The organism is Micromonospora sp. WMMD1219 (assembly GCF_049315215.1).
Lineage (GTDB): Bacteria > Actinomycetota > Actinomycetes > Mycobacteriales > Micromonosporaceae > Micromonospora > Micromonospora tulbaghiae.
The window spans coordinates 4,592,776-4,608,122 of the sequence record NZ_CP186057.1 but is presented as its reverse complement, the minus strand read 5'-3'; the positions used below and the strand labels follow the sequence as shown (position 1 = coordinate 4,608,122).

General features: G+C 74.4%; 14 protein-coding genes. 7 read left to right on the top strand and 7 right to left on the bottom strand.

Annotated elements, in window-relative coordinates; translation table 11 throughout:
• Positions 1-166: 166 nt before the first annotated feature.
• Positions 167-1,192 (bottom strand): methyltransferase, encoded by a 1,026-nt coding sequence (locus tag ACN27C_RS21510; protein ID WP_358171607.1) that lies wholly within the window; start codon positions 1,190-1,192, stop codon positions 167-169.
• A gap of 161 nt (positions 1,193-1,353) precedes the next feature.
• On the opposite strand from ACN27C_RS21510, the gene ACN27C_RS21505 reads away from it, so the two are divergent.
• Positions 1,354-2,217: a TauD/TfdA dioxygenase family protein gene (locus ACN27C_RS21505; protein WP_350814689.1), complete on the top strand. Its 864-nt coding sequence runs from the start codon at positions 1,354-1,356 to the stop codon at positions 2,215-2,217.
• Between the two features lie 7 nt (positions 2,218-2,224).
• Here the strand turns inward: ACN27C_RS21505 and ACN27C_RS21500 are convergent, their stop codons facing one another.
• Positions 2,225-3,436, bottom strand: a complete 1,212-nt coding sequence (locus ACN27C_RS21500; protein ID WP_422747695.1) for a cytochrome P450 — start codon at positions 3,434-3,436, stop codon at positions 2,225-2,227.
• A 157-nt stretch (positions 3,437-3,593) separates the two neighbouring features.
• Between ACN27C_RS21500 and ACN27C_RS21495 the strand changes: the two genes are divergently transcribed.
• Positions 3,594-4,757 carry a nucleotide disphospho-sugar-binding domain-containing protein gene (locus ACN27C_RS21495; RefSeq protein WP_422747693.1) on the top strand — a complete coding sequence of 388 codons (1,164 nt, stop codon included), beginning with the start codon at positions 3,594-3,596 and terminating at the stop codon, positions 4,755-4,757.
• 10 nt (positions 4,758-4,767) lie between these two features.
• Positions 4,768-5,970, top strand: a complete 1,203-nt coding sequence (locus ACN27C_RS21490; protein ID WP_422747691.1) for a cytochrome P450 — start codon at positions 4,768-4,770, stop codon at positions 5,968-5,970.
• A gap of 4 nt (positions 5,971-5,974) precedes the next feature.
• On the opposite strand, the gene ACN27C_RS21485 is transcribed toward ACN27C_RS21490, so the two are convergent.
• Positions 5,975-7,384, bottom strand: a complete 1,410-nt coding sequence (locus ACN27C_RS21485) for a condensation domain-containing protein (protein WP_121685327.1) — start codon at positions 7,382-7,384, stop codon at positions 5,975-5,977.
• Between the two features lie 65 nt (positions 7,385-7,449).
• On the opposite strand from ACN27C_RS21485, the gene ACN27C_RS21480 reads away from it, so the two are divergent.
• The 3 genes from ACN27C_RS21480 (at position 7,450) to ACN27C_RS21470 (ending at position 9,811) form a co-directional block, all read left to right on the top strand.
• Positions 7,450-8,130 (top strand): 4'-phosphopantetheinyl transferase family protein, encoded by a 681-nt coding sequence (locus ACN27C_RS21480; RefSeq protein ID WP_422747688.1) that lies wholly within the window; start codon positions 7,450-7,452, stop codon positions 8,128-8,130.
• A gap of 74 nt (positions 8,131-8,204) precedes the next feature.
• Positions 8,205-8,486: a phosphopantetheine-binding protein gene (locus ACN27C_RS21475; protein ID WP_121685325.1), complete on the top strand. Its 282-nt coding sequence runs from the start codon at positions 8,205-8,207 to the stop codon at positions 8,484-8,486.
• 11 nt (positions 8,487-8,497) lie between these two features.
• Entirely contained in the window at positions 8,498-9,811 is a 1,314-nt protein-coding gene (locus ACN27C_RS21470; RefSeq protein WP_422747686.1) for a glycosyltransferase family 2 protein, read from the top strand.
• Here the strand turns inward: ACN27C_RS21470 and ACN27C_RS21465 are convergent.
• From ACN27C_RS21465 to ACN27C_RS21450, 4 genes are all read right to left on the bottom strand, one after another.
• Positions 9,798-11,066 carry a beta-ketoacyl-[acyl-carrier-protein] synthase family protein gene (locus ACN27C_RS21465; RefSeq protein WP_422747684.1) on the bottom strand — a complete coding sequence of 423 codons (1,269 nt, stop codon included), beginning with the start codon at positions 11,064-11,066 and terminating at the stop codon, positions 9,798-9,800. The genes ACN27C_RS21470 and ACN27C_RS21465 overlap by 14 nt on opposite strands.
• 65 nt (positions 11,067-11,131) lie before the next feature.
• A complete protein-coding gene (locus ACN27C_RS21460) occupies positions 11,132-11,392 on the bottom strand; it encodes an acyl carrier protein (protein WP_091417045.1) in 261 nt (86 codons plus the stop codon).
• Between the two features lie 96 nt (positions 11,393-11,488).
• Entirely contained in the window at positions 11,489-12,742 is a 1,254-nt protein-coding gene (locus ACN27C_RS21455; protein ID WP_422747682.1) for a cytochrome P450, read from the bottom strand.
• Positions 12,733-13,695, bottom strand: a complete 963-nt coding sequence (locus ACN27C_RS21450; protein ID WP_422747680.1) for a PaaX family transcriptional regulator C-terminal domain-containing protein — start codon at positions 13,693-13,695, stop codon at positions 12,733-12,735. The genes ACN27C_RS21455 and ACN27C_RS21450 overlap by 10 nt, the downstream gene beginning before the upstream one ends.
• A gap of 255 nt (positions 13,696-13,950) precedes the next feature.
• Here ACN27C_RS21450 and ACN27C_RS21445 point away from each other — a divergent pair, with 255 nt between their 5' ends.
• Positions 13,951-15,321, top strand: a complete 1,371-nt coding sequence (locus ACN27C_RS21445) for a PHB depolymerase family esterase (RefSeq protein WP_422751664.1) — start codon at positions 13,951-13,953, stop codon at positions 15,319-15,321.
• The last annotated feature ends 26 nt before the right edge of the window (positions 15,322-15,347 follow it).

Genomic DNA, 15,347 nt, shown 5'->3' with positions numbered 1-15,347 from the left:
GCGCATGCACATGGGTGGCCGCAAATGTCGTGACAGCATTCTTCAGCACAATGACCGATGCCCAGAGAAATCCGCCGTTTGACCCACGGCCGCCATGTCGATGCATATACGTCAATGTTCGGGCGGACGGGACGGCACCGGACAGGTGCGGCCCCGCCGGGCCCGCTCAGGCGCCGGCGGCGAACTCCATGAGCGTCAGCCCGTCGGTGCCGTGGTAGGTGCGCCGGGGCGCCAGTCCCGCGGCGGCGGCCAGCACGGCGAACTCGGGCAGCCCGCGCTCGCGACCACCGACGAGCACCAGCATGCGCAGGTCGTACGGCGACAGGTGCGGCACGTGCGGCACCGTCGGCAGCACCTCGATGACGAGCACCCGGCCCGTACTCCCGGCCGCCTCGGCGCAGCGCCGCAGGATCGCGGTGGCGTGGGCGTCGCTCCAGTCGGTGAGCGCGCGGGAGACCACGTACACGTCGGCGCCGGGCGGCAGCGGGGCGAAGAAGTCCCCGACCACGGCCCCGGCCCGGTCGGCGAGGCCGCACGCGGCGAAGGTCGCGGCGGCGGTGGCCACCGGCTCGTCGCGGTCGACGAGCGTGCCCCGCAGGTGCGGATGGGCGCCCAGCACCTCCCGCAGCAGCCCGCCCGCGCCCCCGGCCACGTCGACCACGTGCCCGACCTCGTGCCAGGGGTAGAGCGCCGCGACCTCCGGCGCGGTGAACCGCTGCTGGCTGAGCATCAGCGCGTCGAAGTAGGCGCGGTGGCCCGGGTGGGCGTCGAGGTCGGCCCAGAAGTCGCGCCCGTGCACCTCCCGGTAGCCGGGTCCGCCGGTGCGGATCGCGTGCGGCAGGCCCGTCCACGCCAGGTCCATCCGCGCGCCGAGACCGGCGAGGTCCAGGTAGGCGCCGTGGCCGCCGCCGTCGCGGTCGCAGAGCAGCTCGCCGACGTCGGTCAGGCCGAACACGTCCGGCGACACCTCGACGAACACGCCCCGGTGCACGAGGTAGCGCAGCAGCCGGCCCAGCGCGGAGACGTCCGCGCCGCAGGCGTCGGCCAGCTCGCCCAGACCGGTGACGCCCGCGGCGATCCGGTCCGGCACGCGCAGCGTCACCGCCGTGCGTACCGCGAACGGGGTGGCCAGGTCGGTGAGCCGGTCGAGCCGCTCCCCCGCGTCACCCTCGATCGGGGCATCGATCGACACCGGCGCCTCCTCCCGCGTCGCGGGCCGGCACCGCCGCCCCCGCCGGTGCGAATGCTTCCAGGCGTACGGCGGGTGAGTCAACGACGACGGCTGGTTAGGACATTCATGGACGTGGAACAATGCGCGGACCAGCCGTGGCGCGCAGACCGGAGGGATCATCGATGACCACATCCATCGCGGCCGAGGTCCGGCTCGTCTCCGGCGCGCTGGGCGCCGAGGTCCACGGCATCGACCTGAACACGCTCACCGACGAGGGCTTCGCGCTGATCCACGACCTGCTGCTGAAGCACCAGGTGGTGTTCCTGGCCGGCCAGACCGGGCTGACGCCGCAGGCGCACGTCGCGTTCGGCCGCCGCTTCGGCGAGGTGGAGCTGCACCCGTATCTGCCCCGGCTGGACGGGCACCCGGAGATCGTCGTGATCGACTCCGCCGACGGCGGCAAGGTCGACGTCTGGCACACCGACATGACGTTCCACCAGAGCCCGCCGATCGCCTCGATCCTGCACCTGATCCAGCTGCCCGAGGTCGGCGGCGACACCATGTGGACCAACCAGTGCCGGGTCTACGAGGCGCTCTCCGCGCCGATGCGGGACCTGCTCGACGGGCTGACCGCCGTCCACGTCATCCGGATCGGCACCGAGTTCACCAGCCGCGCCGAACATCCGGTGGTCCGGGTGCACCCGGAGACCGGGCGCCGCTCGCTGTACGTCAACCGGCTGTTCACCTCGCACATCCCGCAACTGACGCGCAACGAGAGCGACGCGCTGCTGGAGCACCTGTTCACCTTCTCCGAGAGCCCCCAGTTCACCTGCCGGTACCGCTGGCGGACCGGGGACGTCGCGGTGTGGGACAACCGGGTCACCCAGCACTACGCCGTCAACGACTACGACGGCCTGCGGCGCGGGCAGCGGATCACCGTGCTCGGCGACCACCCGGCCGGGAACCCGCCCCGGTGGGAGCACTACGTGCCGGCACCCGGCGAGCGCTACTGGCCGGGCCGGGTCAACGCGGTGGAGAGCTACTGACCGCCGGTCACCAGGTGACCGGGAAGGAGGCGATGCCGCCGTTCATCCGGTCGTGCCGCCACGGGATCTCCGCAAGCGGCACGGCAGGCGACAGCGCCGGCATCCGGGTCAGCAGCGCGCCGAGCGACAGCTCCACCTGCATCCGGCCCAGCGCCGTGCCCAGGCAGAAGTGCGGCCCGAAGCCGAACGTCAGGTGCGGCACGCCGGGCCGGCGGTCGATGTCGAAGACGTTCGGCTCGGGGAAGAACCGGGGGTCGCGGTTGCCGGCCCACGGGATCGCCATCACGCAGTCGCCGGCCCGCATCGCGACCCCGCCGAGGACCAGGTCCTCGCGGACCACCTGCACCCGGAACATGGCGCTCACCGACGTGTAGCGCAGGATCTCGTCGGTGGCCGCGGGAAGCTTGCCCGGCGCGGCGCGCAGCTTCGCCAACTGCTCCGGGTGCTGGAACAGCGCGAGCAGGCCGGCGCTCGTGGAGTTGATCTCCAGCCCGCCGAGCAGCACGCCCATGGCCAGCTCGACCAGTTCGGCGTCGGCCAGCTCGTGCGCGTCTCCGCCGCGGACCCAGGCCGAGAGCAGGTCGTCACCGGGCTCGGCCCGCTTGCGCGCGAGCTGGCCGGCCAGGTAGTCCCGCAGTTCCGCCTGCGCGGTCGCGGCGGCGGCCGAGCCGTACGCGGTGACCGAGTTCAGCCCCTCGATCCAGCCGTAGAACCGGGGCCGATCGGCGGCCGGCACGCCGAGCACGTCGCACACCACCAGCACCGGTAGCGGCGCCACCAGCCCGGCCACCACGTCGGCCGGGCGCGGACCGGCGAGCATGGCGTCGACCAGCTCGTCCACCAGCCGCTGCACCCGGGGCCGGAACGTGCCGATGCGCCGGGCGGTGAACGCGCGGCCGGCCATCCGCCGCACCACGGCGTGCGCCGCACCGTCCATGTTCAGCTCCCGAGGGCCGCCGCCGTCCGGTGTCGCTGTCGCGCCCGGCGGAAGCCGGGAGAACCGGGGATCGGCCAGGACGGTGCAGCAGTGCTCGTAGCCGAGCACGAGCCAGGCCGCCCGCCCGTCGGGCAACCGCACCCGGCTGACCGGCTCGGCCACGACCATCTCCAGCAGCTCGGCGGGAAGGTCGCCGGTGAACGGTTCGAACGGATAGGAACGCAGCCCGGAATTGACTGTCACGGCGCCACCGGCCGGCTGATCGCGGTCCACGTCCGACATCGGCTAAGAGTCCAGCATCGGTTCGTCCGGCGTCAATATCCGTGGCATCGGTCCGCGACCTTCCGCGTACCGGTGCCGATCCCCTAGCATCGGTTCTCCAGGGCTGCCGTTTCGCCGCGCGGATTGGTGGGATTTGACTGCGCCGCTGCGAATTCTGATGTCGACGTGGGGCTGGCGGTCGCATTTCTACAGCCTGGTACCGCTCGGCTGGGCGTTGCAGGCCGCCGGCCACGAGGTGCGGGTGGCCAGTCACCCGTCGATGGCCGCCACGATCAGCGCGGCCGGGCTCGCCGCCGTACCGCTGGGCGCGGACGTCGACTTCGCCGAGGCGTTCGCGGGCCGGATCGGCGCGGTGGCCCCGCTCGCCGGTTCCGCGCCGGCCGGCGCCGTCGAGCCGGCGATCACCGCCGACGGCGGGGTGGTCCGGTTCGCCGACGCCGTCCTCGACGACCTGGTCGGCTTCGGCCGGTCCTGGCGGCCGGACCTGGTCCTCTGGGAACCCTTCAACCTGGCCGCACCGGTGGCCGCCGCCGCGCTGGGCGTGCCGGGCGTGCTGAACCTGTGGGGGCCGGACTCCTCGACCACGCTGCGCCTGGACCCGGACGAGGTGATCGGACCGCTGGCCGCCAGGTTCGGGCTCTCCGCCGCCGACGTGCCGCTGGACGGCGGGCTGACGCTCGATCCGGTGCCGCCGCCCATGCAGGTGCCGATGCGGCGCCCCGGCCGCCCGGTGCGGTTCGTGCCGTACAACGGTCCGGCCGTGGTGCCGGACTGGCTGCGCCGCCCGGCGGACCGGCCCCGGGTGTGCGTCACGGCGGGCACCATGATGGCCGGCGCCGGGCTGCACGACCGGCTCGACCTGGGCGGCGTGGTCCGGGCGGTGGCCGGGCTCGACGTGGAGGTCGTCGTGGTGGTCGAACCGCGCCAGCACGAGGGGCTGGGGCCGCTCCCGGCCCGGGTCCGCCTGGTCGACGGGCCCCTGGCGGTACGGCTGGTGCTGCCGACCTGCGCCGCCCTGGTGCAGCAGGGCGGGGCCGGCACCACCATGACCGCGCTCACGTACGGCGTGCCACAGCTCGTCCTGCCGCAGGTCAGCGACCAGCACTTCAACGCCGGGCGGCTGGCGGTCACCGGCGCCGGCGCCTGGCTGGCGGGCGAGCGCGCCACCGCCACCGCGGTACGGGATCTCGTCGGCGAGCTGGTCGGCGACGGCCCCCGGCGGCGGGCCGCGGCGCTGATGCGTGACCGGGTCCACGCCATGCCCTCCCCCGCCGAACTCGTGCCGACGCTCGCCGCCCTGGCCCGGGGCGGCCCGATCTGAGGAGTCGCAGATGACGCAGGAGCCACCGTCCATCACCTACCCGCTCGCGCCGGCTCCGACGATCTACCACCCGTCGCCGGACTACGCCCGGATGCGCGAGACGTGCCCGGTGGCCCGGGTCGAGCTGCCCGACGGGGCGTGCGCCTACCTGGCCACCCGGCACGCCGACGTGCGCCGGGTCTTCACCGACCAGCGGTTCAGCCGGGCCGCCGCGGCCGGCCCGAACCGCCCGACCCGGGAACTGGGCTCGCTCGCCGAGGATTCGCTGATCGGGATGGACCCGCCGCGGCACACCACGATGCGCCGGGCCGTCTCGCACGCGTTCACCGTCCGCCGGGTGGAGGAGCTGCGCCCGCGGGTGGCGGCGCTCGTCGACCGGATGATCGACGACCTGGAGGCGGCCGGTCCGCCGGCCGACCTGATCACGCACGTCTCCGGCCCCCTGCCGATCTCCGTGATCAGCACGCTGTTCGGCATCCCCGACCGGGACCGGGAGCGGGTACGCCAGTGGTCGGACGCGCTCGTCGGCGACTGGGACGCCGACCCGGAGGCGCCCCGGGCCGCACTGGAGGCGTTCCGTGAGCTGATCGACCAGCGGCGCCGCGAGCCCGGCGACGACCTGATGAGCGCGCTCATCGCGGTCTGGGACGAACACGACGACCTGACCGAACGGGAGCTGGTCTCGGTCACCGCCGGGATCTTCGTGGGCGGGCACGAGACCACCACCAACCAGCTCAACCTGTTCCTGCTCGTGCTGGCCCGCCATCCCGAGCAGCTCGCCGGGCTGCGCGGCGACGATCCGGTGGCGGTCGCCCGGGCGGTCGAGGAACTGTCCCGCTTCATCCAGCTCGGCGACAACGGGGTGCTGCTGCCCCGGGTCACGACCGAGGAGGTGGAGCTGGGCGGCGTACGCCTGCCGGCCGGCGCCGCGGTGCTGCCGGCGATCGCGTCGGCGAACCGGGACGCCACCGTGTTCCCGGGCGCGGACACGCTCGACCTGGCCCGTGTGCACAACCCGCATCTGGCGTTCGGTGCCGGCCCGCACCACTGCCTGGGCGCGGCGCTGGCCCGGATGGAGTTGCAGGAGGCGCTGGGCGCACTGCTGCGGCGGCTGCCCGGGCTGCGGCTCGCGGTCGACGAGTCGGAGCTGCGGTTCCGGCCGGGGCTGGTGGTGCGCAGCCTGGAGTCGCTGCCGGTGACCTGGGACCGGTGACCGGTCAGCCGCCCGCCGACCCGGGGGTGACCCGGGTCGGCGCGGCGGGATCGAGAGCCGCCTCCACCGCCACCTCCTCCACGCCGCGCAGCAGCCGTTCCGCCTGCTCCTCGGTGAAGCAGCCGAAGTCGAAGATCACCTGGAGGAGGACCGTCTCCGGCTGGTCCTCGACGGTGATGAACATCTGCTCGGGCAGGTGGTCCAGCGGGCCGTCCCAGACCAGGAACGTCTCGTCCGCCCGGCGGCGGATCCGCTCGGCGGTCACCGGGTCGTCGTGCAGCCCTCCGTCGGCCGCCTGCCGGGTGGTCACCCGCCGGTCGTTGATCCGGCAGGTGATCCGGGCCGGGTACCCGCGTTCCGCGTCCAGCCGGTCCGCCACCTCGGCGAGCTGGGCCGGGTCGTAGTAGGCGTACTTCCCGGCGGAGACCGCGGCCCGGCGGGCGCGCGCCACCACCTCGTCCACAGTGGTGTCGGCGGTGTCGACGCGCAGCACGCCGTTCTGGCTGAGCGGGGCGACGGCCTCGGCGAAGCCCGGCCGGAACCGGTTGCCGACGATGAGCTTGGCGGTGAGCGGGCTGACGCCGGTGGCCCGGCCGATCGCGACCGCGATGACCGCGAGCAGCACGCGGGAGGTGTCGGTGCGGGTCCGCGCCGCGACGGCCCGCACCGCCAGGTACGCCGCGGGCGAGCTGAACCGGCCGTGCCAGTACCGGTGACCCCGGCGCCCACCGGCGGCCGGCTCACCGAACGTCAGCGGCGGGACGTCGCGCAGGTGTCCGGCCCAGTGACGCACGGCCCGGTCGCTGACCCGGCGCAGCGGCGGCGTCGCCTCCCGCCGGCCGAGGTCGAGGATCTGCACGGTACGCGGGTCGGCGACCCGGCGGACCGGCCGGCCGGCCAGGCCGAGGTCGGCCAGGATCAGGGACGTGGCGGTGCCGTCCACCACGAGGTGGTCGATCGTCAGCACCCGGTGCACCAGGGCGCCCCGGTGCCGGATCACCGCCATCTTCACCGACCAGTCCCGGTAGAGGTCGTAGTGGCTCAGCAGGCGGGCGTGGCCCAGGTCGTAGGCGAACGCGGCCACGTCGGCCGGGTCGGCGTCGTCGGGTACGTCCACCACGTCCAGGACCGTCTCGCCGCTTCCCGACACGACCTGGCACGGGCCGCTCCCGTCGCCGTCGCCCAGCCGCATCCGCAACGCCGGATGGCGGGCCATCAGCGCGGCGAACTCGGCCGCGACCTGCTCGACCGTGACACCCGCCGGCACCGGGTGGGCACCGCTGACGTTGTGCGTCCAGCCGGTCTCCCGCATGTCCTGCATGATGGCCTTCTGCCCCCAGGTCAGGGGCGCGGTGCCGGCGCCCGGCCCGGCGAACGGCACGGGAACCTGGGCCTGGACCGTCTGCGCGAACACCCGTTCATCAGAGCAACGCGTATCGGCGTGTGTCAACGTGAGCGCGCACGGTTACGCTGCCGTCCATGCGGGACGCCGTCCGGGTCTGGATCCTTGCGGCAGCGGTGCCGGCGGACGAGCTGGCCCGGTACCGGGCGGTGCTCGACGCGGACGAGAGGGACCGGGCCGCGCGGTTCGGCACCGGGGTGCTGCGGGACCGGTTCACGGTGGCGCACGGCGCGCTGCGCGTCCTGGCCGGAGGGGCCACCGGCACGCCACCGGCGGCGCTGACCTGGCGCCGGGGCCGGTACGGCAAACCGGCGCTGACCGCACCGTGGAGCGGGCTGCACACGAGCCTGTCGTACTCCGGCGGTCTCGTGGCGGTCGCGCTCAGCGAGGGCCGTCCGGTCGGGGTGGACATCCAGCACGTCGCGCCGGGCGGGGATCCGGTGTCGGCGGCCGCGCGCTTCTTCCACCCCCGGGAGGCGCGGCACGTCGCGGCCGGACCGGACCCGGCCGGCCGGACGCTGCGGTTCACCCGGCTGTGGGCGCGCAAGGAGGCGGCCGTCAAGGCGGCGGGGGGCCGGCTGTGGCCCAACCTCGGGATGCCGGTGCACCGGGGCGACGTGGTCGAGTGCGTCGACCCGGCCGGCCCGCACCGGCTCGCCGACCTGCCCACGCCCGCCGGGTACGCGGTGGCGGTCGCGCTCGCCGGCGACCGGCCGTACGCCGTCGAGTGCCGCACCAGCCTCGGTCACGATCGGTGACGATCGCCGTACCCGTTGACACCCGCCGATGTCCCCTGCTCTGATGGCTCCATGCCGACGCGCATGATCGACTCGTGGGACCACCGGTGCTAGCACACGACGCCCCGCCCCGTGACCAGGTCGTGGCCCGCCTGACCCTGCTGCTGACCCGGATGCTCCGGCCGGACGCCCCGGTCACCGAGCAGACCCAGCTGATGGACGAGCTCGGCCTCAGTTCCTCCCTCGGCCTGGAGCTGCTGCTGGCGCTGGAGGACGAGCTGGAGATCCAGATCGACGTCGAGGAGCTGGACGAGGACCGGATGGCCACGCTCGGCGACCTGGCCGACTACATCACCGCCAACTCCACCCCGCGCTGACCGGGCCGACCATGGACCGGCCCGGCCTGAGCGTGGTGGTGCCCGCGCACGAGAACGCGTCAGCGCTCGACGCGACGCTGCGCTCGCTGACCCGGCAGACGCTGCCGTCCGGGGACTTCGAGGTGGTCGTCGGTGACGACGGCTCGGCCGTGGCGCTGGGCCCGGTGGTGGACGCGTACCGGGACCGGCTGCGGATCGACTACGTCCGCAGCGAGCGGAACCGGGGCCGCAGCGCCAACCGAAACGCGGCGGCGGCGCGGGCCCGCGCGGACACGCTGATGTTCCTGGACGCCGACACGGTGGCGCATCCCGGGCTGCTGCAACGGCACCGCGACTTCCACGCCGGGCGGGCCGGCCGGCCGGGGGTGCTGCTCGGCCAGCGGTACGACCTGGACTGGGCCGGCGCGGACGCGCTGCGCCGGGGTGAGCCGGTCGCCCCGTCGATGCTCGACGCCGAGCGCGGCGACCCGCGGCTGGAGGACATCGCCCTTCCGCAGCGGATGGACGACTTCCCGAGCGCCCCCTGGGTGCTGGGCCTGACCCACAACGCCTCGGTGGACCACGAGTCGTTCCGGCGGGTCGGCGGCTTCGACGAGGCGATGGTCAAGTGGGGCTTCGAGGACCTCGACTTCTTCTACCGGGTGTTCCACCTGCACGGCGCCCCGCCGGGGCTGTTCCGGCTGGACGTCGACGCACTCTCCTACCACCTGCCGCACTTCCGCAAGACGTCCAACGGGCTCGCCTCGATGGACAACATGAAGTACCTGCTGCGCAAGCACCTGCGCTACGACGTCGAGGTGCTGTACGGGCTCAACACGTTCGGCCGGCACCTGGGCCGGATCCGGCTCTACGGCCAGGCCATCGAGGCGTACCGGGCCGGTGGGCTGGGCCGGCCGGACGTCCTGCCCGCGTCGCTGCGCGACGAGCTGACGGGCAGCGCGGCCCTGGTCGTCGGCAACGGCGTGTCCGCGCTGGCCCTGGGTGCCGGGTCGCACACGTTCGACCACGACTCGCCGGTCGGCGAGACGAACTCGCACCTGCTCGGCACCGTGCTCCAGCAGTTCAAGGCCGGCGCGCTGGACGTGATCGTCAACGTCGACATGTGGCGGTGCCTGCTGCCCGAGGACCTGCCCGCGTTCCTCACCCGTGGGCTGCTCAAGGCCGACCGGATCGAGCTGGTCGCCACCCGTACCGGCCCGGACCAGCGGGCCCTGCTGCCGGTGCCGCTGGTCGCCGACCTCGACTACGTGGCCGACATGCTGCGCCCGCACTTCACCGTCGCCGTCGCCGCGTACGACACCGCCACGGTGATCACGCTCCGCTGAGGTCCCCGGCCGCCGGTCGGGACGGGCGCGCCAGGACCAGGCTGACGTTGTGGCCGCCGAAGCCGAAGGAGTTGGACAGCACCGCGTCCACCGCCGCCACCCGCGCCTTCTCGCGGATGTGGTCGACCTCGCCCGCCCGCTCCGGGTCGTCCAGGTTGTGCGTGGGCGGCAGCAGGCCGCGACGCAGCGCCTCGACCGCGATCGCGGCCTCGATCACGCCGGAGACGCCGAGCATGTGCCCGGTGACGCCCTTTGTCGAACTCAGCGGCGGCGGGCCGGCCCGGTAGACCTCGGTGAGCGCGGCCAGCTCGGCGGCGTCCCCGGCCCGGGTGCTGGTGCCGTGCGCGTTGACGTACCCGATGTCGGTCGGCACCAGCCCGGCGTCGCGGACGGCCATCCGCATGCACGCGGCCGCGCCGGCGCCGTCGGGGCGCGGCGTGGTCGGGTGGTGGGCGTCGTTCGTGGCACCCCAGCCGAGCACGTCGGCGTGGCGGTGGGCGCCGCGCGCGGCGGCGTGCGCGGCGCGTTCCAGCACGAACACCCCGGCGCCCTCGCCGAGGACGAGCCCGTTGCGGCGCCTGTCGAAGGGGCGGCTCGCGGCGGCCGGGTCGGCCCAGCCGCGGGCGAGCGCCCGGGCGTTGCCGAACGCGTACGCGAAGGTCGGGAACAGCGGCGCCTCGGCGCATCCGGCGAGCACCACGTCCGCCTCCCCGGCGCGCAGGATGCGCAGCGCCTCGCCGATCGACTGCGCCCCGGCCGCGCACGCCGTGCCGATGGACGAGGTGTAGCCGTGGATGCCGAACTTGATCGCGATGCGGGCCGCGCCCATGTTCGGCAGCGTCCCGGGCAGCATGTACGGGCTGACCCCGAACCGGCCCCGCGCGGCGCGGCCGAGCACCTGTTCCTCCAGCATGGACAGACCGCCGACGCCGGAGACGACGGCCGCGACCCGGTACGGGTCGACGTCGTGGCCGATCCGCAGTCCGGCGTCGGCGAGCGCGTCCTCGGCGGCGCGCAGCACCATCACGATCGACCGGTCCACGACGCGGGACTCCGGGCCGGGCAGCACGCTCGCCGGGTCGATCGCCGGGGCGAACGCGGCGACGTCGACCACGCCGTGCAGCGGATGGCCGGTGGGCGGGCGGGACAGCCCGGACCGGCCGTCGCAGACCGCGTCGAACACCTCGGCGGCGGTGGAGCCGACCGGGCTGACCAGCCCGATCCCGGTGACGGTGACCGGTTCGCGCACGCTCACCGGCCCCGGTGTGCCGGCCGGGCCGCCGGGACGCGGCGCGGCCGGGTGCGGTGCGCCGGCATCGGTCAGTGCGCCGAGGCCGGTGCGATGCGCGCCGCCACGGCCCGGCTGAACTCGCCGACCGTCATCATGGCGAGTTCCTCCGCCTCGTCGTCGTCGAAGGCGACCCCGAACCGGTCCTCCACGCGCACCGCCAGCTCGGCCAGGCCGAGGGAGTCCACGTCGAGCCCGGCCGGGCCGAAGACGGTGTCGTCGTCGACGTCGGAGACGTCGTACTTCATCTCGGTGAGTGCGGCGAGGAGGAACGCGCGGATCTCGTCGGTCATGTCCGGTGTTTCCCTTCCACGGCGTCCTGGCGGCGCGCTCGACCTGCTCGACGGAACGTGTGAGGCGCGGAGCGGACACTCCGCGTAGCATCGACCTTACTCGATCGGGTTGGTTTGGCAAGGTGCCCGGTCGGCCAGCCGTACCGGCAGCCGGTCGTACCCGCGCAGCATCAGCGCGCGGCGCGGCCCGGGCTCGGCGGCCAGCGCCGGGAAGCGGTCCAGCAGGCGGGGCAGCACCAGTCGTCCCTCGGCGCGGGCCAGCGTCGCCCCGAAGCAGTAGTGCGGCCCGGCGCTGAACGCCAGGTGCCGGTTGTCGGTGCGGGACGGGTCGAACCGGTCCGGGTCGGGGAAGCGGCGCGGATCCCGGTTCGCGGCGCCGGTCAGCACCACCACCGTCCGCCCGGCCGTCACCGGCAGGCCGGCGACCTCGGTGTCCGCGGCGGCGTAGCGGACCGCGAAGTGCACCGGCGGCTCGTACCGCAGGATCTCCTCGACGTACGACGCGGCCAGCGACGGATCGGCGCGCAACGCGTCCCGCGCGGCCGGCCGCTCGGTGAGCAGCACCAGCCCGTTGCCGAGCAGGTTCGCGGTGGTCCGGAACCCGGCGTTGTACATGATGATCAGGTTGGCCAGCAGCTCGTCGGCGGTCATCCGGCCGGGTTCGGCGTCCAGGCCGCGCAGCAGCGCCGAGACGAAGTCGTCGCGCGGCCGCTCCCGGCGCGCGGCGACCAGGTCGGTGAAGTACGCGGTCAGCTCCGCCGCCGCGACGTTGGCGGCCCGGACCTCGCGCATGGACCGGCGGCCGATCTCCAGCACCGCGTCGAACGCGCGGACCCGGGACGGGAACCACTCCCGGTCCGCCTCCGGCACGCCGAGCAGCTCGCCGATGACGTCACTGGGCAGCCGCAGCGCGAAGCGGGCCATGAAGTCGACCGGGCGGCCGTCCGCGCCGTCCGCGGCGAGTCCGTCGAGCAGGCCGTCGGCGATGCGCCCGATGGCCGGTTCCAGCGCGGCGACCCGGCGCGGGGTGAGCGCCTGGGAGAACAGGTGCCGGACCCGCAGGTGGTCCCCCTCGGCGGCGTTGAGCATCGACGACTGGAGGATCCGGATGACCTGGTGCTCGCGCCAGCGCACCCCGGCCCGGTCCAGGTAGTCGGCGCCGAGCACCCGGAAGACGGGGTCGCGCAGCACCCGGTTGACCGCGTCGTACCCGTGCACGACGAGCGCGTGCGGGTCGGCCGGCCGCAGCGCGACCGCCTCCCCCGCCTCGTGCAGCCGGGCGTAGAACGGGTACGGGTCGCGCCGCACCTCGTCACCGAGCAGCTCGTCGAGGGAGATCGTCACGCGCACGGCCGCTCCTCGCGTACGCCGGCGAGCATGTCGGCGGTGGTGTGCGCCCGGATGCCGGGCGGCACCGGGTCGGCGAACCGCGCGACGACCGCCCGGACGTGGGCCTCGGCGGCGTCGGCAAGACCGTCGTAGACGGCCGCGAACAGGTCCCGGGCCGCCCGGCGCGGCCATCCGGCGGGCAGCAGTTCCAGCGGCAGCCGCGGGTCGAGCGTGGGAAACCGCCGGTACGTGTCCATCACCTCGGTCCGGGCCCGCACGGCGGCGGCGCCGTCGACGGACCCGAGCCGCGACACCAGCGGCGTCCACCGGCGCAGGAACGCCTCGTAGTGCCCGCTGATCGCGTCGACGTCCCAGGCGTCCACGGGAGCGCGCTGGCCGATCGCGTCCAGCGCGTCCTGCCGCCCCCGGAAGACCGTGACCGCACCGAGGGCGAGCTGGGCGAGCCGGGCCCGCGCCGGCCCGGCCAGCTCGTACGGCGAGATCCACAGCCCGTCGTAGAGCGGCGCGAAGCCGAGCCAGCGCAACTGGCCGCGCAGCGCCCGGCGCTGGGTGCCGTGGTCCTGCGGCAGCGAGAAGGCGACGATGGTCCAGCACCCGTCCCACGCCTGCGTCTCGGCCGTGGAGGCGGTGATCCAGTTCCCGCCGGCGGACAGGTCGGCGGCGGCGGCGCGACTGAGCCGGTAGAAGCTGTTGCGGCCCTGGCGGGCGCCCTCCAGCACACCGCGGCGGGCCAGCCGGCTGATCGCGGTACGCGCGCCGGCGCTGGTCACGCCGGCCTCGCCGAGCAGCGCGACGATCGCCGCGGACGGCAGCGCGGCGCGGGTACGCAGCGTGTAGTCGGTCAGGAGCGTCACCGCGACGCTCTGCGGCGAGGTGCCGGCCTGCCGCCGGGGCAGCCGCGGCGCCGGCCCCTCGTCCGGGTAGATCTCCTCGATGTCGAACGGGCTTGCCACACGCGCTCCGGGCTCGGCTCAGGGACGGTGCACCGACTGTAGACGAACGCCGCCGCAGCTCATCGGAACACATCGATTGACACTTCGGCGTCCGGCCGGAACACTATGTGCCATACGACGGAGCCGGGCCGGGCGATCCACGTCAGTGGGTGAGGCGCGACACCGCGGCGGCCCGGGTCGCTGGCGCGGCGCGCACCCGCCCGTCCCCGCCCGCACAGGGCGATCGAAGGAGTCTCCGTGAGAATCAGAGCCAAGATGGTGGTGGCCCTGGCCGCGTCGCTGGTGGCGGCCGGCCTGGTGATCCCCGCCGTCCAACCCGCGTACGCGGCGTCGCTGACCGAGGTGACCAGCTTCGGCGACAACCCCGGCCGGATGCGCATGCACGTCTACGTGCCGGACGCCCGCCCGGCCCGGCCGGCCACAGTGGTGGCCATGCACGGCTGTGGCGGTTCCGGCCCCGGCTTCTACTCCGGCAGCGAGTTCGCCGGGCTGGCCGACCGGTACGGGTTCATCGTGATCTACCCCAGCGCGACCCAGCAGGCCGGCTTCGGCAACTGCTTCGACACCTGGTCCGACGCGGCCAAGCGACGCGGCGGCGGCAGCGACCCGGTGTCGCTCATCTCGATGGTCCGCTACGTCCAGCAGCAGTACGGCGCCGACCCGGACCGGGTCTACGCCACCGGCAGCTCGTCCGGCGGCATGATGACCAACCACATGCTGGCGCTCTACCCGGACGTCTTCAAGGCCGGCGCGGCCTTCATGGGCGTGCCGTTCAACTGCTTCGCCGGCGCCGCCGACTATCCCCCCGGCTCCAGCCAGTGCACCGGCGGGAACATGAACCGCACCCCGCAGCAGTGGGGTGACGCGGTCCGCCAGGCGTACCCCGGCTACACCGGGCCCCGCCCCCGGGTGCAGTTGTGGCACGGCACCAACGACACGCTGGTGCCGTACTCGCTGCTCCAGGAGACGATCGAGCAGTGGACGAACGTGTTCGGCCTCAGCCAGAACCCGACGTCCACCGACACGCCGCAGTCCGGCTGGAACCGGCGGCGCTACGCCGACGCCAACGGCACCGTCCAGGTCGAGGCGTACAGCATCCAGGGTGCCGGGCACAGCCTGCCGTCTGCCGGCATGGCCGCGGCCGCGGTGGCGTTCTTCGGCCTGACCGGCACGCCCGGTCCGACCACGCCGCCGCCCGGTCCGACCACACCCCCGCCCGGCCCGACCACGCCCCCGCCGGGCCCGACCACGCCGCCGCCCGGTCCCACCACACCCCCGCCGGGCCCGACCACCCCGCCGCCCGGCACCAGCGCCTGCTCGGTGAGCATCGAGCTGAACGCCTGGAACAACGGGCTGACCGAGAACATCACCGTCACCAACACCGGCACCGCCGCGGTGAACGGCTGGTCGCTGGTGTTCACGCTGCCCGGCGGCCAGACCATCACCTCGGGCTGGAACGCGTCCTACTCCCCCGCCTCGGGCCAGGTGACCGCGCGCAACCTCGCGTACAACGCGGTCATCCCGGCCCGTGGCTCGACCACCATCGGCTTCCAGGCCACGCACACCGGCAACACCGCCCGGCCCGGCTCGTTCAGCCTCAACGGCTCACCCTGCACGCTGACCTGACCGGCACCCCGCACTCCGGCGTTTCT

Coding starts and splice junctions, on each gene's coding strand:
- ACN27C_RS21505 (WP_350814689.1), top strand. CDS start 1,354: ATGACCACATCCATCGCGGCCGAGGTCCGGCTCGTCTCCGGCGCGCTG.
- ACN27C_RS21500 (WP_422747695.1), bottom strand. CDS start 3,436: ATGTCGGACGTGGACCGCGATCAGCCGGCCGGTGGCGCCGTGACAGTC.
- ACN27C_RS21495 (WP_422747693.1), top strand. CDS start 3,594: ATGTCGACGTGGGGCTGGCGGTCGCATTTCTACAGCCTGGTACCGCTC.
- ACN27C_RS21490 (WP_422747691.1), top strand. CDS start 4,768: ATGACGCAGGAGCCACCGTCCATCACCTACCCGCTCGCGCCGGCTCCG.
- ACN27C_RS21480 (WP_422747688.1), top strand. CDS start 7,450: ATGCGGGACGCCGTCCGGGTCTGGATCCTTGCGGCAGCGGTGCCGGCG.
- ACN27C_RS21470 (WP_422747686.1), top strand. CDS start 8,498: ATGGACCGGCCCGGCCTGAGCGTGGTGGTGCCCGCGCACGAGAACGCG.
- ACN27C_RS21460 (WP_091417045.1), bottom strand. CDS start 11,392: ATGACCGACGAGATCCGCGCGTTCCTCCTCGCCGCACTCACCGAGATG.
- ACN27C_RS21445 (WP_422751664.1), top strand. CDS start 13,951: ATGGTGGTGGCCCTGGCCGCGTCGCTGGTGGCGGCCGGCCTGGTGATC.